The 20,115-nt window shown below is 42.3% G+C and carries 20 protein-coding genes; 16 read left to right on the forward strand and 4 right to left on the reverse strand.

Annotation, left to right across the window (positions count from 1 at the left end; translation table 11 throughout):
• Positions 1 to 120 precede the first annotated feature (120 nt).
• Together L884_RS0104040 and L884_RS0104050 are read left to right on the forward strand one after the other, a co-directional pair.
• Positions 121 to 1,752: a methyl-accepting chemotaxis protein gene (locus tag L884_RS0104040; protein WP_028766288.1), complete on the forward strand. Its 1,632-nt coding sequence runs from the start codon at positions 121 to 123 to the stop codon at positions 1,750 to 1,752.
• Between the two features lie 316 nt (positions 1,753 to 2,068).
• Positions 2,069 to 3,157: a DUF3083 family protein gene (locus tag L884_RS0104050; RefSeq protein WP_028766289.1), complete on the forward strand. Its 1,089-nt coding sequence runs from the start codon at positions 2,069 to 2,071 to the stop codon at positions 3,155 to 3,157.
• A gap of 89 nt (positions 3,158 to 3,246) precedes the next feature.
• Here L884_RS0104050 and L884_RS0104055 read toward each other — a convergent pair whose 3' ends face one another.
• Positions 3,247 to 3,666, reverse strand: a complete 420-nt coding sequence (locus L884_RS0104055) for an acyloxyacyl hydrolase (RefSeq protein WP_051435530.1) — start codon at positions 3,664 to 3,666, stop codon at positions 3,247 to 3,249.
• Positions 3,667 to 4,101: 435 nt separating this feature from the next.
• Here L884_RS0104055 and L884_RS0104060 point away from each other — a divergent pair, with 435 nt between their 5' ends.
• Positions 4,102 to 5,295 carry a GGDEF domain-containing protein gene (locus L884_RS0104060; protein ID WP_028766291.1) on the forward strand — a complete coding sequence of 398 codons (1,194 nt, stop codon included), beginning with the start codon at positions 4,102 to 4,104 and terminating at the stop codon, positions 5,293 to 5,295.
• Between the two features lie 29 nt (positions 5,296 to 5,324).
• Positions 5,325 to 5,759, forward strand: coding sequence for a ribosome recycling factor family protein (locus L884_RS0104065; protein ID WP_028766292.1), 435 nt, complete (start codon positions 5,325 to 5,327; stop codon positions 5,757 to 5,759).
• Positions 5,760 to 5,769: 10 nt separating this feature from the next.
• Here L884_RS0104065 and L884_RS0104070 read toward each other — a convergent pair whose 3' ends face one another.
• Complete coding sequence (locus tag L884_RS0104070; RefSeq protein ID WP_028766293.1) at positions 5,770 to 6,684, reverse strand: LysR family transcriptional regulator; 915 nt, start codon at positions 6,682 to 6,684, stop codon at positions 5,770 to 5,772.
• A 126-nt stretch (positions 6,685 to 6,810) separates the two neighbouring features.
• Here L884_RS0104070 and L884_RS0104075 point away from each other — a divergent pair, with 126 nt between their 5' ends.
• Together L884_RS0104075 and L884_RS0104080 are read left to right on the forward strand one after the other, a co-directional pair.
• A complete protein-coding gene (locus L884_RS0104075) occupies positions 6,811 to 7,503 on the forward strand; it encodes a pirin family protein (protein ID WP_028766294.1) in 693 nt (230 codons plus the stop codon).
• A gap of 44 nt (positions 7,504 to 7,547) precedes the next feature.
• Positions 7,548 to 7,760, forward strand: coding sequence for a hypothetical protein (locus L884_RS0104080; RefSeq protein WP_028766295.1), 213 nt, complete (start codon positions 7,548 to 7,550; stop codon positions 7,758 to 7,760).
• 166 nt (positions 7,761 to 7,926) lie between these two features.
• On the opposite strand, the gene L884_RS0104085 is transcribed toward L884_RS0104080, so the two are convergent.
• Complete coding sequence (locus L884_RS0104085; RefSeq protein WP_028766296.1) at positions 7,927 to 8,115, reverse strand: hypothetical protein; 189 nt, start codon at positions 8,113 to 8,115, stop codon at positions 7,927 to 7,929.
• Positions 8,116 to 8,564: 449 nt separating this feature from the next.
• Between L884_RS0104085 and L884_RS0104090 the strand changes: the two genes are divergently transcribed.
• From L884_RS0104090 to L884_RS21710, 10 genes are all read left to right on the forward strand, one after another.
• Positions 8,565 to 8,819, forward strand: coding sequence for a DUF3081 family protein (locus tag L884_RS0104090; RefSeq protein ID WP_028766297.1), 255 nt, complete (start codon positions 8,565 to 8,567; stop codon positions 8,817 to 8,819).
• A 109-nt stretch (positions 8,820 to 8,928) separates the two neighbouring features.
• Positions 8,929 to 10,311 carry a DASH family cryptochrome gene (locus tag L884_RS0104095; RefSeq protein ID WP_028766298.1) on the forward strand — a complete coding sequence of 461 codons (1,383 nt, stop codon included), beginning with the start codon at positions 8,929 to 8,931 and terminating at the stop codon, positions 10,309 to 10,311.
• Between the two features lie 28 nt (positions 10,312 to 10,339).
• Positions 10,340 to 10,507 (forward strand): DUF2256 domain-containing protein, encoded by a 168-nt coding sequence (locus L884_RS22770; RefSeq protein ID WP_037410311.1) that lies wholly within the window; start codon positions 10,340 to 10,342, stop codon positions 10,505 to 10,507.
• Positions 10,504 to 12,132, forward strand: coding sequence for a cryptochrome/photolyase family protein (locus tag L884_RS0104105; protein ID WP_028766299.1), 1,629 nt, complete (start codon positions 10,504 to 10,506; stop codon positions 12,130 to 12,132). Before L884_RS22770 ends, L884_RS0104105 begins: the two co-directional genes overlap by 4 nt.
• A 12-nt stretch (positions 12,133 to 12,144) precedes the next feature.
• Positions 12,145 to 12,792, forward strand: a complete 648-nt coding sequence (locus tag L884_RS0104110; RefSeq protein WP_028766300.1) for a flavin reductase family protein — start codon at positions 12,145 to 12,147, stop codon at positions 12,790 to 12,792.
• 163 nt (positions 12,793 to 12,955) lie between these two features.
• Positions 12,956 to 13,201, forward strand: coding sequence for a hypothetical protein (locus tag L884_RS0104115; RefSeq protein WP_028766301.1), 246 nt, complete (start codon positions 12,956 to 12,958; stop codon positions 13,199 to 13,201).
• A gap of 202 nt (positions 13,202 to 13,403) precedes the next feature.
• Positions 13,404 to 15,590, forward strand: coding sequence for an OsmC domain/YcaO domain-containing protein (locus L884_RS0104120; RefSeq protein ID WP_028766302.1), 2,187 nt, complete (start codon positions 13,404 to 13,406; stop codon positions 15,588 to 15,590).
• Between the two features lie 264 nt (positions 15,591 to 15,854).
• Positions 15,855 to 16,232, forward strand: a complete 378-nt coding sequence (gene gloA / locus L884_RS0104125) for a lactoylglutathione lyase (protein ID WP_028766303.1) — start codon at positions 15,855 to 15,857, stop codon at positions 16,230 to 16,232.
• A gap of 118 nt (positions 16,233 to 16,350) precedes the next feature.
• The gene (locus tag L884_RS0104130) at positions 16,351 to 17,448 is read left to right on the forward strand and encodes an alkene reductase (protein ID WP_028766304.1); all 1,098 of its coding nucleotides are present in this window, start codon (positions 16,351 to 16,353) and stop codon (positions 17,446 to 17,448) included.
• Between the two features lie 151 nt (positions 17,449 to 17,599).
• Positions 17,600 to 18,490, forward strand: a complete 891-nt coding sequence (locus L884_RS21710; RefSeq protein WP_037410312.1) for a DMT family transporter — start codon at positions 17,600 to 17,602, stop codon at positions 18,488 to 18,490.
• 55 nt (positions 18,491 to 18,545) lie between these two features.
• Here L884_RS21710 and gltS read toward each other — a convergent pair whose 3' ends face one another.
• Positions 18,546 to 19,769: a sodium/glutamate symporter gene (gltS, locus tag L884_RS0104140; protein ID WP_028766305.1), complete on the reverse strand. Its 1,224-nt coding sequence runs from the start codon at positions 19,767 to 19,769 to the stop codon at positions 18,546 to 18,548.
• Positions 19,770 to 20,115 lie beyond the last annotated feature (346 nt).

Here is a 20,115-nt window from a genome sequence, read left to right on the forward strand (position 1 = left end):
AATGATCTAATTGTAGATGTTAATACTGCAATTATCTTTGTTTGGTCACAGTTTATATTGCCTGAGTTGATACTATTTCAGCCTTTTTAAAATGCCAATATTGGCGCGACCGGTTTTAGTATGTCTAATATTTCCATCAAGCAATTACTAATCACTATTTTTAGCAGTTTATTAATGATATTTGCTGTGTCTCTTGGGATTATCAAGTACCACACTAAGCAGCTAGAAGCACAAATATATACTTTAGAGCATGAGAACCAAACCAGTGAGCAGCTCTCTCAGTTACTCAATAAGGTATCTGGTTTACGTCGTGAGCAATTAGGTTATAGCTTACGTCGCGTACAAAACTCACCTATGAGTCAGGAATCCCGTGACTATCTTGATCAGCAGATAGTCGATATTGATGAGATTATTGTTAAGGCTCAACAAACTGTTGGTAGCGAAACACTGGGGCAGATTAATCAGCTAAAGCCAGCGATAGCCAAGTTTGCCAGTTTGCATAAACAATTTCTAAGTAGTGATAGTAACCAAGGTGCAGAAGCAGCAGGGCAGATGCTAAGTTCGATGGAAGCTTGGCATATTTATAATAATGTTGAGCAAGCTATTTTTGCGCTGATGAAGCAGCAAGCAGCTAAAGTTATGGCAGCTAAGAGCGCAGCAGATAAGGCGATGATCTCATTAAATAACAGCACTATTATTGTTGCAGTTATCTTTATATTTGCATTAGTCAGCTCAGCTATCTTTTTGTTAAAACGTATACTTTCACCACTGCATGCAACCAAAGCCGCATTATCAACCATAGCTGCGGGCGATCTCACTGCGACAATCGACATGACTCAATTTAATAGCCGTGAGTTTAATGAAATGGCGACAGAGCTGTTACTGATGCGCAATCAACTTCAGGATATGATTGCCCAAATTAGTGCCGCATCGATTCAGCTAGCTGCTGCCGTGGAAGAGGTAAGCACTATTGCTAGTGAGTCCGCTAACGGTGTCGGTCAGCAGCAACATGAGGTCGATCAAGTCGCTACGGCTATGACTGAGTTGCAAACGTCAATTACCGAAATTGCGCGTAATACTAACCAAACTGCCGAGCAAGCTCTGCTTGCGGTTAATGCTGCTGATAGTGGCAGCCGAGTGGTGGCTAATACAATGCAGGCGATTAATGAGTCTGAAGCGGAAATCACTGCGGTCAGTGAGGTGATTGCGCAATTGCAGCAAGACACAGATTCGATAGCGGTTATTGTTGAAGTGATCTCTGATATTACTGATCAAACTAATTTGTTGGCATTAAATGCAGCTATTGAAGCGGCGCGAGCCGGTGAGCAAGGCCGTGGTTTTGCTGTGGTTGCCGATGAGGTTCGTACCTTAGCTAGCCGTACACAAAGTTCTGCTCATGAAATTAAGGCGACTATTGAGCTGTTACAAAATCGCTCGCAAAGCGCAGTGAATGCGATGAGTTCGAGCCGAGATAAAATGAAGCAAAGTGTTGAGCAAGCAAACAGCGCCAGTGTTGCTATTACCGATATTAATATGGCGATTACCCAAATCAACGATATGGCTATTCAAGTTGCCAGCGCGACAGAGCAGCAAACAGCAGTAACAGAAGAGCTAAGCTTAAACATTATTAATATCAGTGATGCTGCGAGTCGAGTCAGTGACGGGACGAGTCAAGTATCGCAATCAAGTCATGAATTAAGTCAGCTAGCGACTAACTTATCTGACATTATTCGTCGTTTTCGTGTTGCTTAAAAACCAGTAATTTCGACTTTAGAGCTCATTAGTGACTTCCTCGTGCTGTCACTGTTGAGCTCTGTATTAAACACTGCTTGTTTTCGCTGCTGGTTTTGTTTTTTTAGCAGTCGTTTTCCCCTGTTCTCATTGATATTCATCTGCGCTAAAAATTAACTAATTCACCTATTTTTATTAAGGATTTAAGAATCAAATCATATTCAAAGGGTACTATATAGCCAGTAGAAAAAAGCGAGTTGTATCGTAGGATTTTTGTCATAGTGGGTCGCTAGAATGGGCGTCAGCTATGCAAGGTAAATTATTACAAGGAGTATTTATGGCCCTCAATCATCTGCAAAAAGTATATATCCCTAAAGATGTGCGCAGTAATCAATATATCACTGCAGAAATACTAGTAACCGATGCTCTTTTAGCACATTACCCTGATTATAAAACTTGTTATCAAACCTTAAGCCGCACTATTTTTAAGTTGGCAGAGCAGCATGAGCTTAATAATGTTCATGTGATCACTAACGATAAACTTCCTGTTGTGCGTTTTCATACTGAAGCCTATGCCTTTCCGACAGCTGAACAGATTATTTTTTTCTATAATCCTAAGTTTCATGAAGCCCAAACACTTCATACAAAAGATGACTATCGCGCCCGTAAGATAAGAATCGTATTTTTGGCGACAGGCGAAGATATTCGCAGTAATTCGGCAAACTTCCACATTAAGGTGCAGTCATTTTTATCAACGCTGATGCCGTTATTACCGGAGAAAGAACTTAAAGTTAAGATCCGCGATCATCAGCACCTTTCCTATGACCTATTTGCTAAAGCGAAAGGCAATAAAGAAAGCTACGGTTACAAGCTACGCTCAATCAGCAATCGCTACCAAGCTCGAGAGTGTCCGTTACCTGAAGGCCATGGTTCACTTTGTTATGTTACGGTGAAACTACCATTAGGACGTAAGCTGAAAAATGCGCTTCTCGCAGCCGATACCGATGATTTCACACCTTTATATCAAAAACTTGAAGATAGCTTTATTGCAGCCACTAGTGCTAAACAGCTAAAGCAGGTTGCTATGGTTGCTAATGGTTTGACGCCATTGATCCGTAATAGCAAATATGACCAAGTTGATGGTACTGATGAAGTGCAAATGCTGGGCTTCGATCCTCATGTGGAAGAGCAGCAATATGTGCGTCATTGGGACGGTAGTCGCCTAGTGGATATGGTTAGCTTTACTATTGCCGCAGAAGTTAAAGACTCGAAAGATGGTGGCTTAGGTCGCTATTTAAATCGAGTTGAGGAAGCCTTGAAAGGCTTTATCTCTGAGTTTGAGTTTGACAAATCTCGGGAAGATCTCATTGTGCGATTCCACCAGCACATTAGCTATCAGGCACCAGCGCAACTATTAGGCCAGTAAGTTTTTAGTGAAATATGCCCTTGGAGCATAGGAGTTACGCACTTAGCCAAGGGCATTTTTGTTTATCAGGAATACTTACAGATCATCAGTTACCAGATGTAACCATAGCTTAAGCCTATCGAGTCAGCTCCGTCATTATGGCTTGCGAGGTCGGCATTAGAGTAGTGCATGATAAATAGCCCGATACGGTGCTTATTACTGAGCACTACGCCTATGGCTAATTTATCTTCAAATAGCCAATGTGAACCTAAGTTACGGTCGAGGTAATGACTATTCTCAAAATAGGCCGCACCAATGCCGAACTCAATAAATATTGATATAGGTTGGCTGTCCCACAAATACTGGAATATTGGATTAATACTGACGACATGATTATGACGGTTGTTAATGCCTTGCCAGCGTTGCATAGAGGCTTCCAGCCTTAAATCTAAATTATACCGCTGTAAAAACTCATCAAAATGAGTGAGATCTTGTGCATAAGATAGCCGCCAGCTATCACCTTGCTGCATGCTACTTTTTTTCGTAGGAACAACTCCGTAAGCCAATTCAAAACTAGTGTTAGCCAAGCAAGGTATCGTGCATAGAAATAAGCTGAGAAGTAGCAATATGAGCAGAGTGATTTTCACCATAACTCCTACAGGCAAAGCCAATCGTTAATAATACGGCGAATGACATTAAGGTTAGCTGCTTGTAGGCAGAAGTGAAAACTCCTTAGCTGACATTTATATCAAGGCTTTAGCGGTTATCACCTGCTAGCAATTATTTACTATAAATCGCGACTTATAGTGAACTGCATTTCATCTTGTGCTAAAAATGTCGTCTTACTATAGGGTTACAAATTACTGCTGTTAACTCATCCCAAAATCGACAAGGGGTGTTGAGCTGAATATTTAGCACTGCTATGCGGTGTTATGCATTTAATTCGGTTTATATTGAGGTCTACTTTGTCTGCTTTTTACCATAGTTGTCGCTATTTCCTGTTGCCGGTTTTGTTTGTGGCTGGAGCATTGGGAGCCATCTCTTTCTATCAAGTGAATTTGCAGCAGTGGCAGCAGATCATCGATCAACTTCCCTATTGGCTGTTGAGTGCAGCCATCATTATCGCATTGCAGTTTAATCGCAGCCGCCTAGGGTATTTGGCGCTATTGCTACTGGGATACTATTTCTACAGCACCAAACTTGCCAGCGGCGCAGAACAGCAACAATATTGGCAACAAATACTGCTAGGCGGTGGTTTAGTGATCAGCTGGTTTGCCTTTATCAAAGATAGGGGCGTATGGTCTCCGCACTTTTTTGTGCGCTTAGTTGGCATTACTTTGTGTATGGCTGCTGGGTTTGCCTGGGTGTGGTTTAATGCCGAGTACCAACAGCAGTTGAATGACTATTTGCCCGCGAATGGCCAGATTAACTTTCGAGTGTTATTGCCTTTGTATTTGTGCGTCTCATTAGTTTGGATCCTTAGCTTATGGCGAGCAAACTTAGTTCATACCTCAATCTTTATTAGTTTGGTTTTATGGGGAGCACACTTTCTTGCACCTGAGTTAGTGACACTATCAGTATCAATGACCCTACTGGCTGCGCTGTATATATTAACGGTACTGAGTGACTCTTATTTCTTAGCTTATCGAGACGAGTTAACTGGGCTGGCATCGCGCCGAGCATTATTCAATTTAGTGCTGTCGTTAGGGCGCAAGTACAGTGTTGCTATGGTCGATATTGATCACTTTAAGAAGTTTAACGATACCTATGGTCATGATGTTGGTGATCAAGTATTAAAACTGGTTGCTAGCAAGATCGCTGCAGTTCGTGGCGGTGGCAAAGCCTTTCGATATGGTGGTGAGGAGTTCACTATCATCTTTTCCCGAAAAGATGTGTCTGCGGTATTAGCGCATCTTGAAGCTGTGCGAGAAGCGGTTGAGGATTATGATATTGTGCTGCGTGATGAAAAACGTAAGACACAGTCTAGAGCAACACGAAGCAAAGAGCAGAGCCGCAATCAATATAAAACCGTTAGTGTTACTATATCCATAGGGGTTGCTGAGCATGAAAATGGTGAGACTTTTGAGCAAACCATGAAGCGTTCAGATCAAGCCTTGTATAAGGCTAAGAAGAAAGGCCGTAACCAAGTGTGTAGCTAGTTTGAACTTATATCTATGGCAGGTAAACAATGAGCGACAACATTAGTATTGCACTGCCTTCATTGATCCACAGAGTAGGGCGTGAGCCGATAAAATATGCGCAATGCCTAGCTAAGCATTGTCACTGTGAGTTAAAGCGTGTGCGTCGTTCGCGCAACTGGGCGTTAACTGGAGTGCCGTTTGCAGTGCAGCAACTTAGCGCACAGCTGAAGGCATCATGCTTAAACTCTTCGCAGATCAATGCTGCAGATAAGCTAACGTTCAACCCAGATAAATTGAGCTATCTAATTAAAAAAATCGATACCGCGCTGCTTACTCACGCAGATAAGTTAGAGCCGCTACCAGCAAAGTTAACTCGTTTAATCTCAGCAAACCCCAATATTACCTTGGCAGAGCTAATGCATTTGACAGAGTGCAGTTTGAGCGAGGCCAGAGCCGCTAGATTTGCAGCTGACTCTTGGTAGCCAGCGAGTACTAACTTGAACTGATAGGCCTTAGCGTATCGGCATAGAGCTTAGTTACAAATTCAATAAATGCTTTAACTTTAGGGATTTTGCCGCGACTTTTAGGGTATAGCGCATAAACATCAACACCTTTTAACCCCCATTGCGGTAGTACTTGCACAAGTTTTCCTGTCTCGATGGCTGTTTTGCATAGGTAGTCTGGTAATACTCCTACGCCTAAACCATCAATGATAGCCTGTTCGAGCATGGCATAGTCATTAACAAGTAAGCGTGGCTTTTGCTTAATAAGCTGCTGCTCTCCCTTATCTGAAATCACAGCTAGACGTGGATCATTATTGGTTGGATTGATAACTAATAATTGATGTTCTGCCAGTGAAGCAAGATCAATTAGTTGAGTATTATTGGCTAAGTATTTTGGGCTTGCATAGAAGTGGCGGCGAATATGACCAAGTTTTTTGGCAATTAAATTTGAGTCGTCTAGCTGACCAATACGGATCACCACATCAAAACCCTCTTCGATGAAATCGACTCGTCGATTTATCAAACTCAGTTGCAGGTTTAGTTCTGGATACTGACGCATAAAGCTTGTCAGAGCCGGTCGTAACACTTGCTGACCAGTGGCAATGGATGCACCAATTTTTAAGTCACCTTTATACTGATGCAATAACTCTGATACTGAGGCGGTAGCAAGTTCCCGTTCCTCGTGTACACGTTTGCAGTGTACTAAAAATCGTTTACCCGCTTCGGTTAAATGTTGCGAACGAGTAGAGCGTTCAAGCAAGGTGATACCTAATCCAGTCTCTAAACGCGAGACTTTGCGGCTTAAATTAGCTTTTGGGATCCCAAGCTGATCTGCGGCTAAGGTAAAACTACCGCTTTCAACTACCTGCAAAAAAGCCAACATATCGTTTAAGTCATAACTCATTATATTGTTGTTATAAATGAAATAGTGATACCAACTTATCACTATTTATCAAACAATTCAGCCAGCTTATTATTTATTTAACGCAGAAAAACAGTATAAATATTAATTAAATTAAGGTGGTATAACATGGAAGTACTAAACAGAGATTCAATTCCTTTAGGTGGTTTCGCAGGTTTAATTGAGCATAGACTCATCACAGACACACGTGTTTTTGGTGAGCGTAAGCCATCTCATACCGCAGAAGGCTTAGGTAACTTTGTGTTTCTTGCTGATGCAGTTTATAAGCCATTCGGTGAAACCCAGATGCACTCCCATCATGAGATTGACGTGATCTCGGTGATGATGAGCGGGCGGGTTAAGCACCAAGGTTCGTTAGAGCATGGCCAAGATCTCGTGGCTGGAGAGGTTCAGGTACAACGAGCTGGAGGCGAGGGGTTTTCTCATAATGAAATTAATCCTGACAATAATCAAAATCGTTTATTACAGCTTTGGGTGTTACCTGATGAGGCTGGTCAAGCTGCGGGCTATAAGCATTATGTACTCAAGCCTCAGGGGATAACCCGGATCTATGGTGGTGATAAGGCGCAAACGGCAACGTTTGATAGCAAAACCGTCATTGATATTGCCAGATTAGATAAAGGCGAGTCACTCGACTTCCAACAACAAAGCTTAATTTATGTTACCGCTGGTCAAATAGAGCTTAGTGATAACGAACAGACTTACCAAGCTAAAGACGGTGACTTAATAAGAACAGAGCAAGTTAACCTGATCGCAAATACTCAAGCGGAGTTAATTGTCGTTAGGCATAACAACGCTTAAGTCGCGGCTATTTAGCGCCCCCTATAAGCTTACAGGAGCCTTATATGAAACAGCCAAACCGTCATGTTATAGCCCTTATTAATTATTTAGTGTTAGTGCCGTTGGTTTACTTTATACCGAAATGGATGAACCCCCATTTACCTGAGGATATGTGGTTACAAGTCGCGGCGAATGTAGCAGTGATAGTGGTGATAATTTCATATCTAGTGATGCCGTTGCTGAGCAAGCTAAACCAGCACTTTCAGCCAAAGGCCTAACTCTGAAGTGAACTAATTAATATAGGAAGTTGAGCTACTCAGTGCCGTTAAATTCTTGCTGAGCGACCAAATCTTTATACTAATTGGTATAAATAGGCCTGTGTAGGCCTAATATTTCAAGTTGACGCAGGTAAATTCATCTAATGCTATCAAGCTTGATAGGCTCTTAGATTAAGTTGCTAGCAATATGCGATAGGTGCTGTTCTAGTTCATCTTCAGTCGTTGGTAACGATGCCAGTTCAAATGTGAGTGGCTTGCTACCGTTAAGCATGAATACTGAGCTTTCACCGTGATCATAGTGAAACCATTTTCCATTTACACATAAGTCGGTATAACAATTTGGTAGGAGTTCCATAGGGTACCTTTATCTATATTTAGGTTTCATTATTATTTGTGTGAGCTTGGCTTGAGACAAAGAATGCACGCGTGTGATCAAGCTCACCTTTATATGACCCGAAAAGCGCTAGGGGCTTATTGATCTAAATCAACACTAATAAACATAATTGCTGCCAACTTTTAATTTGGCGATATAAATCTCTGTTTGTTGTGATTTTAACATTGTTTGCTGGGGTTTTATTTTGTCTAATTCTGTTTGTTAGTTGTTCATTCTTTTTGTGATTGTTTTGTTGATTCGATTAACTCGTTTCATTACGCCAATCTCGCTGGACTCTAATTTTTGGCAGAAAAACTTAACTTGAGTGGCTTTGTTTAAACTTGTTCGTTGTTGTCAACGTATCAAGGTTTAACTCAGTTTTTGCTCAGCAAAAGCTTGTGCTCTTTCATTTAGCTGATAGTGAGTTTTTTATGTCTTTATCGAAACACTTAGTGGTATTTAATCATGTGCTGACAAAGGGGATCAATCGAGATGGAAAATACTATCTTGATGGTTTGAGTGCTTGGCATGATGTAGATGGCTATACCTGTTATTTGGGCTACCAAGATCTGGTGATGACGCTATTTTTTCATGGTCGTTTTGCCTATGACTACCAAAAGCGCCTTACCTACAACGACTTCAATGCACTTATCGAGCAACGCTTTAGGCAGCTTAATCAAAGATAACATTCATAAGCTGCAACCAATTGTGTAGTTTAAGGCTAGCAGTAAAAGGTGAACCTTAGCTGCAGTTTGTGCGTATTTTTGCATACAAGTTGTTATCTGGAGGCAGAGAATGTCTCAACATAAAAAAGCACTTTTTTGCTTCACCAATGATCTTAGATTAGCTGATAACCCTGCGCTTAAACATGTGCTTGAGCGGGCTGATTCACTTGCTCTAGTTTATATTTTTAATCCGCAAGAGTTTATTGCTAAACGTTACCACCAGCCATCATTAGGCAAGTTTCGACTCAGTTTCATCATTCAATCTCTGTTTAATCTTCAGCGCCAGCTACAAGTAAATGGTCTGCAGTTACAGATCTTATATGGCGATCCATTTAACGTACTGTCTACGCTAATTGCAGAGCAAAACTTTAGTTTAGTTGGATACAACCAATATGCAGATCATGACGCTCAAGCATGTTGGCGACGACTCGAACGACAATGCCAGCAGGCGGCGATAACGACTGAGGTTGAGTTTGTTTCTAGTTGGGGCAATAACCTGTTTTCTGAGCAACAAATCTATTCTCTTGGCGAGGTTTTTAACAGCTTTTCTCAATTTCGTCGCCAGCTCGAGAGATCTCTGTTAACTGTGGATGTTCCCCAAGATATTTGGCCTGCGGTATTACCGCAATCTATTGCACTGTCTGATTTATCAACCCAGTTTAAAGTGAGTCATAGTTGGTTACTTGAAAATACCAAGAATATAACTTTGCAGCTTGACCAGAGCAGCCTGTTGAAAGCGGGCGAGCAAGCGGCGCAAGCGCATTTAACTCAGTATTTTTTAACCGCACTTCCACATACTTATAAAGCGACTCGTAATGCATTAGCTGGCTTTGACACTTCCACCAAATTTAGTCCTTACCTTGCTCATGGAAATTTGTCTGCTCGGCAAATATGGAGCGCACTTAAACATTTTGAATTAGAGCAAGGTGCAAGTGAGTCAAGTTATTGGATAGGGTTTGAGTTGCTTTGGCGTGAGTACTTTCATTGGTTGGCACAGCGTATAGGCAAAGTACTGTTTCAGTTTAAAGGGCTGGCTACTACAGCGCCGTTAACCAGTTATTTTCCTGAGCGTTTTAACAAATGGTGCAATGGCTGTACCCCATATCCGTTGGTCAACGCTTGTATGAAACAGCTTAATGCGACGGGTTATATGTCTAATAGAGCCAGGCAGATTGTTGCAAGCTGTTTTGTTAATGAACTAGGTCTTGATTGGCGTTATGGCGCCGCCTATTTTGAGCAGCAGTTGGTCGATTATGATGTGGCATCAAATTGGGGCAACTGGCAATACATTGCTGGCGTTGGTGCTGATCCTCGTGGCGGTCGCCATTTTAATCTACAAAAACAAACAGAGATATATGATCCTGCTGGGGAATTTATTGCGTTTTGGCAGGGAGAGCAAGATTGCAGCCAAGTGTTAGATTCTGTTGATGCGTCTGATTGGTATAGCAATTGAAATATCACTTGTTAAATCGGAGGCGTAATTGAGTCATGCAAAACTTAAGTCAAAAGTATGTGTGGTGTGCTTACGGCTGTTTAATTGGCGTAAAAAGTGGCGCAAAGATTGGGAGCAAGTTAAGTATTGCTCTAAGCGCTGTGCTGGTCAGAAAAATAGAGCGATTAACACTGAGCCTGATAAGGAGAGGGCATGAGTGAGCTGCAGCCTGCTAAAAGATTGCGCTTGATATTGGGCGATCAACTCAATGCTGCACATACTTGGTATCAACAGCAAGATAATGACACCTTGTATGTGCTCGTTGAGCTAAAACAAGAAACAGATTATGTAAAACATCATGTGCAAAAAGTATGCGCATTTTTTGCCGCGATGCAGGCATTTGCCATCGCCTTGCGTAATGCTGGGCACAGGGTGTTGCAGTTAACTTTAGATGACACCGCAAAATATCAAGATTTACCTGCTTTGTTAACTGGCTTAATGAGTCAATATCAGGTTCGCGAGTTTCACTATCAGCTACCCGACGAGTATCGATTACGGCTGCAGCTATCACGGTTTTGTTGTCAGCTTTCTATTGCTGTTATGGCCTTTGAAACTGAGCATTTTTATTTATCAGACGCCGAGCTTAAGGATTATTTTTCTAAAGGCAAAAAACATCGCTTAGAGCATTTTTATCGCAAAATGCGCCGCCGCTTTAATCTGTTAATGCAGGGAGATGCTCCAGCGGGGGGGCAATGGAACTATGATGCTGATAATCGGCAAAAGCTTAAAGTAGCTGATTTTGAGTTTGTGCCTGCGCCACTGCTTTTCAGCAACGATGTCAGCGATATCTTAACGCGTCTTGAGCGTCATAATATTAAAACCATTGGCCTTGCTTATAGTTCGCTACTGTGGCCTATCACACGTCATCAAGCTAATGAATTGCTGCAATACTTTTGTCGTCACTGTTTAGCTAACTTTGGACGCTTTCAAGATGCCATGACCGGCAAACTAGCTCCATCAAACCAGTGTACAAACGGCCAATTAGCGCTCGAGTCAGAGCAAAGTCAAGCGCAGCATAACAAGCAGTGGTCTTTGTACCACTCAAGATTGTCGTTTGCGCTCAATGCCAAAATACTCAGTCCGCAACATGTTATCGACACAGCTATAGCGAGTTATCAGCAGGCGGATGGCGCAATTAGCTTGGCGCAAATTGAGGGTTTTGTACGACAGATTTTGGGCTGGCGCGAGTTTATAAGAGGCGTGTACTGGGCCAACATGCCTGAGTACGCCAGACTGAATCATCTTGCGGCTGAGCGTCAATTGCCAAGTTGGTTTTGGCATGGCGATACCAAGATGAGCTGCATGCAGCACGCCATCAAACAGTCACTTGATTACGCTTACGCTCACCATATTCAGCGCTTAATGGTCACTGGTAATTTTTGCTTAATTGCAGGGATCAATCCTGATGAAGTTGATGCTTGGTATCTCGGGATTTATATCGATGCCATCGAATGGGTTGAAATGCCCAATACTCGCGGTATGAGCCAGTTTGCAGATGGCGGTATTGTGGGCTCTAAAGCCTATGCAGCGAGCGGTAACTATATCAACAAAATGAGTGATTATTGCAGCGACTGTCACTACAAGGTGAAGCAGACCCATAGTGAAAATGCATGTCCTTTAAATGCCTTGTATTGGCACTTTATGCAGCGGCATCTTGAGGATTTCAGAAGCAATCCGCGCACGCGAATGGTTTACGCCAATTGGTTGAAAAAGCCAGAGCAAACACAACAATTGATTTTACAGCGAGCGCAATACTTGCTTAACAATATAGAGAATTTGTAGGGATATAAAATAATGAAACATATCAGCGTTGACGATATTGAACAGATGGAACAACGTGTGCGCGCACGCTTAATTAATAGTTTATCCGGATTTAAAAGCGCTAATTTAGTCGCGACCGTAAGTGAAGATGGGCATAACAATCTGGCGATAGTTAGCTCGTGTTTTCATCTCGGTGCCAGCCCTGCATTGATGGGTATGGTTATTCGCCCTGATAGTGTGCCGCGCGACACCTTAAGTAATATTGAACAGATGGGCTGCTATACCATTAACCATGTGTCAGCTGATATCTATCGTCAGGCACATCAGACTTCAGCACGTTACGCCGCAGAAGTGTCTGAGTTCGATAAAGTGGGGTTATCGGCGGAGTTTGTTGACGGCATTGAGGCGCCTTTTGTTGCTCAAAGTCAGCTTAAATTCTCACTTGAGCTGCGAGAGGTTTTGCCGTTAGCAATTAATGGCACGACGTTAGTGATTGGTGAAATCACTAGCATTTTTGTCGCCGACTCAGCGCTAAAAGCTGATGGCTATGTAGATATTGAAGCGTTAGCTTCAGTGGCTGTATCTGGTCTTGATAGCTACCATCAAACTCGCCGCCTAGCGCGCTTGGGTTATGCTAAACCTGATAAAGCGCTAGTTACGCTTCCGGTAGATGGTCATTGAGCTTAGCTTATACATCGTAAAGTGCTTGGCAATACAGGCTTTATTAGCGTTAGCTTAATTGAATTTGACTTAGGTCAGTATAAAAAACACCATGGCTCCATAATCATACATTGTTCAGTTTAAAAGGCTGAAGACAAGAGGCTGATTGCAAGGAGCTGCGTGAATGTCAGAGAGTCAAGTTACAGATAAAAAGCTCATCTTAATTCTTAAAACCTGTATCAGTATGGGTATTTGTTTAATTCTTACTGGTATTTATCTACATAACTTTAATGAGACTGTTGAAGCTATGGGCGTCAAAGGCATTATTATCAGCGCTGTGTGCGTAGCCTTTGGTATGGTGTTGTCTCTGCCGACTAAAATGTACCTGACTTTTATCTTAGTTAAACGCGAAGCCGATAAGAATCAATAAGCTAGGCCTTTCTACAGTAGCCGTCTTGGTTCTATTTAGACTGGCGGCTATTACATTTCATTATGGCCAATCTGAGCTTTTGTGTAATTAACCCAAGACTAATGCGCCAAAAACACCGATAATTCCCTGATTAAGTTTATCTGGCCTTAGGGCTCGTTTTGAGCCAAGGGCGACGCTCGCTATTAAGTGGAAATCATATTCAATGGAAATCAAAGTTAACTTTCTCGACAACTTGAGACTCGAAGCCAAGTTTGACGACTTCACCGTTACGGCCGACCAGCCTATTCGCTATAAAGGTGATGGTTCAGCGCCAAGTCCTTTCGATTACTTCTTAGCGTCATCGGCTTTGTGTGCGGCCTACTTTATTAAGGTGTATTGTAAAGCGCGTGATATCTCGACCGAGAATATTCGCCTGTCGCAAAACAATATCGTCGACCCAGAAGATCGCTATAATCAGATCTTCCAAATTAACGTAGAGTTACCAGACGATATTTCTGATAAAGATCGTCAAGGTATCTTACGTTCAATCGAGCGTTGTACCGTGAAAAAAGTGGTACAAACAGGTCCTGAATTTAAGATTGAAACCGTTGAAAACCTAGATGCTGACGCCAATGCAATGCTAATGGGACAAAGCGACAGTGATAGCAGTACCTTTATTCTGGGCAAAGACTTACCACTTGAGCAAACCATAGCCAATATGACTGGCATGCTTGCCGATCTTGGTATGAAGATTGAGATCTCATCGTGGCGTAATATCGTGCCAAACGTGTGGTCACTACATATTCGTGATGCGGCATCACCTATGTGTTTCACCAATGGTAAAGGTGCGACTAAAGAGAGTGCACTATGTTCAGCATTGGGCGAGTTTATCGAGCGTTTAAACTGTAACTTCTTCTACAATGATCAGTTCTTCGGTGAAGAGATTGCTAATAGTGAGTTTGTGCATTACCCAAATGAAAAGTGGTTTGCGTTAACCGACGATGACTCTCTGCCTGCAGGTATTCTTGATGAATACTGTCTTGAGATCTACAACCCAGATGGCGAGCTTGCGGGTTCAAACCTCATTGATACTAACTCTGGCAATATCGACCGTGGGATCTGTAGCATTCCTTATACCCGTCACTCAGACGGTGAAACGGTTTACTTCCCATCAAACCTAATTGAGAACTTGTTCTTAAGTAATGGTATGAGCGCGGGTAACAACATCCAAGAAGCACAGGTTCAATGCTTATCGGAGATCTTTGAGCGCGCGATTAAACGCCAAATTATCGAACAAGAAATTGTCCTGCCTGAAGTGCCAATGAGTGTGCTTGAAAAGTACCCAAGCATTTTAGCGGGTATTAATGGTCTTGAAGAGCAAGGCTTCCCTGTTGTGGTAAAAGATGCATCATTAGGCGGTCAGTTCCCTGTGATGTGTGTGACATTGATGAACCCGAAAACTGGCGGTGTTTTTGCTTCATTTGGCGCCCATCCAAGTTTTGAAGTGGCATTAGAGCGTAGCTTAACCGAGCTATTGCAAGGCCGTAGCTTTGAAGGTTTAAACGATGTGCCAAAGCCGACCTTTAACAGTATGGCTGTGACCGAACCTGAAAACTTTGTTGATCACTTCATTGATTCAACAGGCGTGATCTCATGGCGCTTCTTTAGTAACAATGCTGATTATGAATTCTGCGAGTGGGATTTCTCAGGTACTAGCGCAGAAGAGGCTGATAGTTTATTTGCGATTTTGGCTGATTTAGGCAAAGAGGTTTATACCGCCGAGTTTGACCAACTAGGCGCATCAGCCTGTCGTATGTTAGTGCCAGATTTCTCTGAAGTGTACCCAGTTGATGACTTGATTTGGGATAACACCAATAAAGCGCTTGATTACCGTGAAGATATTCTAAATCTACACTCATTATCTGATGAAGAGTTAGTGGATCTGGTTAATCGTTTAGAAGAAAGTCAGCTAGATAACTATACCGATATTCGCACCTTGATAGGTATCGTGTTTGATGAAAACACAGTATGGGGTCAGCTAACGATTATTGAGCTTAAGATCTTAATCTATCTAGCATTAGGCGCAGCAGAAGAAGCACTAGAGCTAGTGGGTGACTTTTTACAATACAACGACAACACGGTACAGCGCGGCTTGTTCTACCAAGCAATTAGCGCAGTACTTGAAGTTGAGCTAGATGAGGAGCTAGATCTTGAGCACTTCATCTATAACTTCAAGCGTATGTTTGGTGAGGAAGTGATGCAAAACGTAGTCGGCTCAGTCAGCGGCGAAGTGCGTTTTTATGGCTTAACCAAAACGAGCATGGCGCTAGAAGGTATTGAGCCACACTTACGTTTAATTGAAAGCTACAAGAAGTTGCATGGTGCTCGTGCAAAAGCGGCAGCTAAGTAATATAGGCTTGTGCGCTAGTAGGCAGCGAGTCAGCTAATTTAGTTTGCAGCAGTGATCATCAAAAGGCGAACCTTAGGGTTCGCTTTTTTGTTCGTCGCATTACGAGTTATATGAATTGTAATAACAAAAAATTATTATAATAAGAAAATATCATAATTATTTATCTCAATCTAATTGGCTTACTATGGCGAACATAGATTGGTTGCTAATGAGCAGATTGCATGAGCATTAGCGATAATGGCGAATTTTAGATCGGGGCTGATTATGAAGTTTCTACACACTATGCTGCGTGTTGCTGATTTAGACAAATCAATTGAGTTTTACACCAAAGTACTGGGTATGCAGGTACTTGAGAGAACAGATAATACCGAGTACCGCTACACCTTAGTGTTTGTTGGTTTTGAAGCGGGCGGCACTACCATTGAATTAACCCATAACTGGGATACAAACAGTTATGATAAAGGCAGTGCCTTTGGTCATATAGCGCTAGGTGTTGACGATATATATGCGGCTTGCAACAAGATTAAAACGCTTGGTGGCAACGTGACACGTGAACCCGGCCCAGTAAAAGGCGGCTCAACTCATATTGCTTTTATTACCGATCCTGATGGCTATCAAATTGAGCTGATCCAACTTAGCTAGTTGATTGCGATACTTTATCGTTACGAGTTCATTACCCACATCAATATTTTTTCCTACTCAGCTGCTAACAGCAGGCTTATGTTCTTTTAGGCTGAGTAGAAGCAAAGAGGAATTGAAAATGAAAAATGCATTATTTCAACCAGTACAATTAGGTCGCCACACACTAAATAATCGTATCGTTATGCCACCAATGACGCGCTCACGTGCAACTCAACCGGGTAATGAAGCTAACGACATGATGGCAACTTATTATGCTCAGCGTGCATCGGCAGGTCTCATTGTTGCCGAAGGTACTCAAATTTCGCCAATGGGCCAAGGCTATGCGTGGACACCAGGAATTTACAGTGCATCACAAATTGCAGGCTGGAAGAAAACCACTGACGCTGTACATGCGAAAGGTGGGGTTATCTTTGCGCAGTTGTGGCACGTTGGCCGCGTCACTCACCCAGATAATATTGGAGGTGAACAGCCAATTTCATCATCAGCTTTAAAAGCTGAAGGCGTAAAAGTATTTATCGATAATGGCAGCGATGAGCCGGGTTTTGTTGAAGTCGTTGAACCGCGCGAAATGACTAAAGCTGATATCAACATGGTGATTGGTCAGTACCGTCAAGCGGCATTAAATGCAGTTGAGGCGGGTTTTGATGGTATTGAGCTCCACGCTGCGAACGGCTATCTAGTTAACCAGTTTATTGATTCTGAAGCCAATAATCGCACAGATGAGTACGGCGGCAGTATCGAAAATCGTTTACGCTTTTTAGATGAAGTGGTTAGTGCTTTGGTTGATGCAATTGGTAGCGATAAAGTGGGTGTGCGTTTAGCACCTTTTACCTCACTCAATGGCACTGTAGATGCAACGCCTGAGCAGACTTATACCGCAGCAGCGGCATTACTGAACAAACATAACATTGTTTATTTACACCTTGCTGAAGTGGACTGGGACGATGCACCAGAAACGCCTGAGGCATTTAAACATGCAGTACGAGCAGCGTTTGATGGGGTACTGATTTATGCTGGCAAATATGATGCAGATAAAGCGGCGCAAACTGTCGCTGATGGTTTAGCAGATATGATTGGCTTTGGTCGCCCATTTGTAGCAAACCCTGATTTACCTTACCGTATTGAACATGGTTTACCGCTTGCGGCTCATGAGCCAGCCACCTTGTTTGGTGGTGGCGAAAAAGGCTTAACGGATTACAGTGAATATAATCAGTAGCATTAGTTGCGCCTCCTAATTTAAAATAGTCAGTTATAGCAATAGCAATCCCATGTGGATTGCTATGTTGTTTTCATGCTGTCTATTTTGATGTTGTTACTTCTCTTCATATCAAAATAACGTATCCACCTCCTTTTCAAGAGTGCTCAGAATGCGCGGAGTGTTGTATCTTTTTGTCGCTACCTTGTTGGCGGCTATGGGCTGGATTGCCTCAAAAGTGGTTGTACAGTCAATGGCAGGAGAAATGTTTATTGCGAGCCGATTCATACTCGCGAGTCTGATTTTAGTGCCTTTTTGCTACAAAAGTTTGCTTAAACTCACTTTCAAGCAAGTGTTATCAGCTTGCGGAGTTGGGGTATTTTTAGGTTTGGCATTACAGGTTTGGATTTATGCGGTCTCGATAAGTGATGGCTTATCAGAGGGGGCATTTATCATGAGCCTTGCAATGATTATTGCACCGTTGACCGCTTGGCTACTGTTTCAAGTAAAGCCCAATCGGGCTTTTTGGGTTGCACTGCCATTAAGTGTTAGCGGTATGATGTTAATGAGCTTAACTCATGGCTGGAAGATGGAGTCGAGCCAGTTATTGTTCTTGCTTGCATCGGCATTATTGTCGGTACACTTTGTGATGAATAAGCGTATTAGCGGCAAGCTTAAGCCTTTAGTATCTATCTGCTTGCAGTTATTTGTCGTGGGTTTAGTGGGCTTGTTATATACCCTGTATACAGAGCCAGATGCGGTGCAATTTTCTAATCAATTGCTTGTGTGGTTTGTGATTTCAACCGTTGCTGCGACCTCTGTGCGTTATCTATTGCAAACCATGGGCCAGTATAAAGTCAGCATGGAAACCGCAGCATTATTAATGATTTTAGAGCCAGTTTGGACCTTATTGCTCAGTATTAGTGTGCTGGGGGAAACATTAGAGCTGCAAAAGCTGATTGGCGGTGGAGTTATTTTTCTGTCTTTGATTACCTATATAAAGCTCTCTAGGCGCTATGCTAAGGCTGAGCAGGCTAAGATAGAACTTGCTAAAGCAGCATAAAAATAGATAAAAAAAGCCAGCTAAATTAGCTGGCTTTTTACTTATATAATCTGGGTTAACCAACAAAGATCATAAAACCTTTTAGGATAATTGCGTTAACGATATCGACAAAGAAGGCACCTACAATCGGTACAACCATAAAGGCTTGTGGCGATGGACCAGTTCTAGAAACCAAAGCGCCCATGTTCATTACAGCTGTTGGTGTCGCACCTAAACCAAAGCCACAGTGACCACCAGCCATAACTGCGGCATCGTAATTACTGCCCATGATCTTGAATGTCACGAAGTAGGCAAATAGCGCCAGTACCACGGTTTGTATCATTAAGATGATTAACAGTGGGATAGCAAGGTCAAAAATTTCCCATAGTTTAAGGTTCATGAGCGCCATAGATAAAAACAGCGCCAGCGAAACTGAACCCAGCACATCAACACATTCACTGTTAATTTTGTAGCTACGAGACAGCTCGGTGAAGTTAGTAATGATGACACCAATAAACAGGGCGTAAACAAACTCTGGCATTTTCAACCAGCTTGCGCCGACCATCTCAATTAAAGCGCTGGTCCATTTAGCGCCGGCTACACATAAAAGCATAATAAATAGGACTTCTAATACACTTTTCGCGGTAACTCTGTCTTCTTCAAGTTGATCATAAGTAACCAGATCAGGATGGTCGGTATGGTGATTACCGCCAATACCATAGCTAGAAACTAGGTTATTTTTATTAATGAGGCGCTGGGCCACAGGACCACCGATAATACCGCCCATCACTAAACCAAATGTTGCCGCCGCCATTGCAAACTCAAGGGTGCTAATTCCGTACTCTGTTTGGAAGGTATCAGCCCAAGCAGCACCTGTGCCATGCCCACCCGATAGGGTAATCGAACCTGCGATTAATCCCATAAAGGACTCAAGCCCTAATAGGTTGGCTAAGCTGACACCAACGATATTTTGGATCACGATAAACAGTGAGGCGACACCTAAGAAAATAAATACTTTACTGCCACCTTTCAGCAGAAGCTTATAATTTGCCGCTAAGCCTACGGTACTGAAGAACATCAGCATCAAGGTGTTTTGCATCGACAAACTAAAGGCAACGGTAATGTTGTTAAAGTGCAGGGCAGTGATCACGGCTGCAATAATTAGCCCGCCAACAATGGGTTCGGGAATGTTATATTTTTTTAAAATAGGAATATAGCGATTGACCATATGGCCAATAAATAGCACTAAAATCGCGACTAGAAACGACTCTAGTTCGCCAATAGTAAAAACTGTATTCATATGACTCCTAGCAAAATAGATAAAGGCGTTATAAAAAAACCTTGTTTTTGTTACTAAGTTTTTATTTTTGTTGAGGTATTTTTATATTGTCATGCCTATTTGGGGGTGAGCTATACTGCCATACTTATTTATCTGTGGGATATCTCTTGTAGACCAAAAAATGGTCAAATCAGATTAATCTTTATTTATATTTGAACTGGCTAGCAGGTTTTATGGTGTTGAGAGGTAGACTCGGTAAGGATTTAGTGAAATATGCTGCGCTGCGCAAAATCTAAATATATATGCTTTGGGTGGTTGAATTTTGAACAGGTTTTGTTGGTTCAGGAGATATTCATCCAAAAAAGCC

It is taken from the genome of Shewanella fidelis ATCC BAA-318 (genome assembly GCF_000518605.1).
Classification (GTDB): Bacteria; Pseudomonadota; Gammaproteobacteria; order Enterobacterales; family Shewanellaceae; genus Shewanella; species Shewanella fidelis.

What these genes read in the sequence shown, in the direction of transcription:
- L884_RS0104040 (WP_028766288.1), top strand. Translation starts at nt 121, where the DNA reads ATGTCTAATATTTCCATCAAGCAATTACTAATCACTATTTTTAGCAGT.
- L884_RS0104050 (WP_028766289.1), top strand. Translation starts at nt 2,069, where the DNA reads ATGGCCCTCAATCATCTGCAAAAAGTATATATCCCTAAAGATGTGCGC.
- L884_RS0104055 (WP_051435530.1), bottom strand. Translation starts at nt 3,666, where the DNA reads ATGCAGCAAGGTGATAGCTGGCGGCTATCTTATGCACAAGATCTCACT.
- L884_RS0104065 (WP_028766292.1), top strand. Translation starts at nt 5,325, where the DNA reads ATGAGCGACAACATTAGTATTGCACTGCCTTCATTGATCCACAGAGTA.
- L884_RS0104070 (WP_028766293.1), bottom strand. Translation starts at nt 6,684, where the DNA reads ATGAGTTATGACTTAAACGATATGTTGGCTTTTTTGCAGGTAGTTGAA.
- L884_RS0104075 (WP_028766294.1), top strand. Translation starts at nt 6,811, where the DNA reads ATGGAAGTACTAAACAGAGATTCAATTCCTTTAGGTGGTTTCGCAGGT.
- L884_RS0104080 (WP_028766295.1), top strand. Translation starts at nt 7,548, where the DNA reads ATGAAACAGCCAAACCGTCATGTTATAGCCCTTATTAATTATTTAGTG.
- L884_RS0104085 (WP_028766296.1), bottom strand. Translation starts at nt 8,115, where the DNA reads ATGGAACTCCTACCAAATTGTTATACCGACTTATGTGTAAATGGAAAA.
- L884_RS0104090 (WP_028766297.1), top strand. Translation starts at nt 8,565, where the DNA reads ATGTCTTTATCGAAACACTTAGTGGTATTTAATCATGTGCTGACAAAG.
- L884_RS0104095 (WP_028766298.1), top strand. Translation starts at nt 8,929, where the DNA reads ATGTCTCAACATAAAAAAGCACTTTTTTGCTTCACCAATGATCTTAGA.
- L884_RS0104105 (WP_028766299.1), top strand. Translation starts at nt 10,504, where the DNA reads ATGAGTGAGCTGCAGCCTGCTAAAAGATTGCGCTTGATATTGGGCGAT.
- L884_RS0104110 (WP_028766300.1), top strand. Translation starts at nt 12,145, where the DNA reads ATGAAACATATCAGCGTTGACGATATTGAACAGATGGAACAACGTGTG.
- L884_RS0104115 (WP_028766301.1), top strand. Translation starts at nt 12,956, where the DNA reads ATGTCAGAGAGTCAAGTTACAGATAAAAAGCTCATCTTAATTCTTAAA.
- L884_RS0104120 (WP_028766302.1), top strand. Translation starts at nt 13,404, where the DNA reads ATGGAAATCAAAGTTAACTTTCTCGACAACTTGAGACTCGAAGCCAAG.
- gloA (WP_028766303.1), top strand. Translation starts at nt 15,855, where the DNA reads ATGAAGTTTCTACACACTATGCTGCGTGTTGCTGATTTAGACAAATCA.
- L884_RS0104130 (WP_028766304.1), top strand. Translation starts at nt 16,351, where the DNA reads ATGAAAAATGCATTATTTCAACCAGTACAATTAGGTCGCCACACACTA.
- L884_RS21710 (WP_037410312.1), top strand. Translation starts at nt 17,600, where the DNA reads ATGCGCGGAGTGTTGTATCTTTTTGTCGCTACCTTGTTGGCGGCTATG.
- gltS (WP_028766305.1), bottom strand. Translation starts at nt 19,769, where the DNA reads ATGAATACAGTTTTTACTATTGGCGAACTAGAGTCGTTTCTAGTCGCG.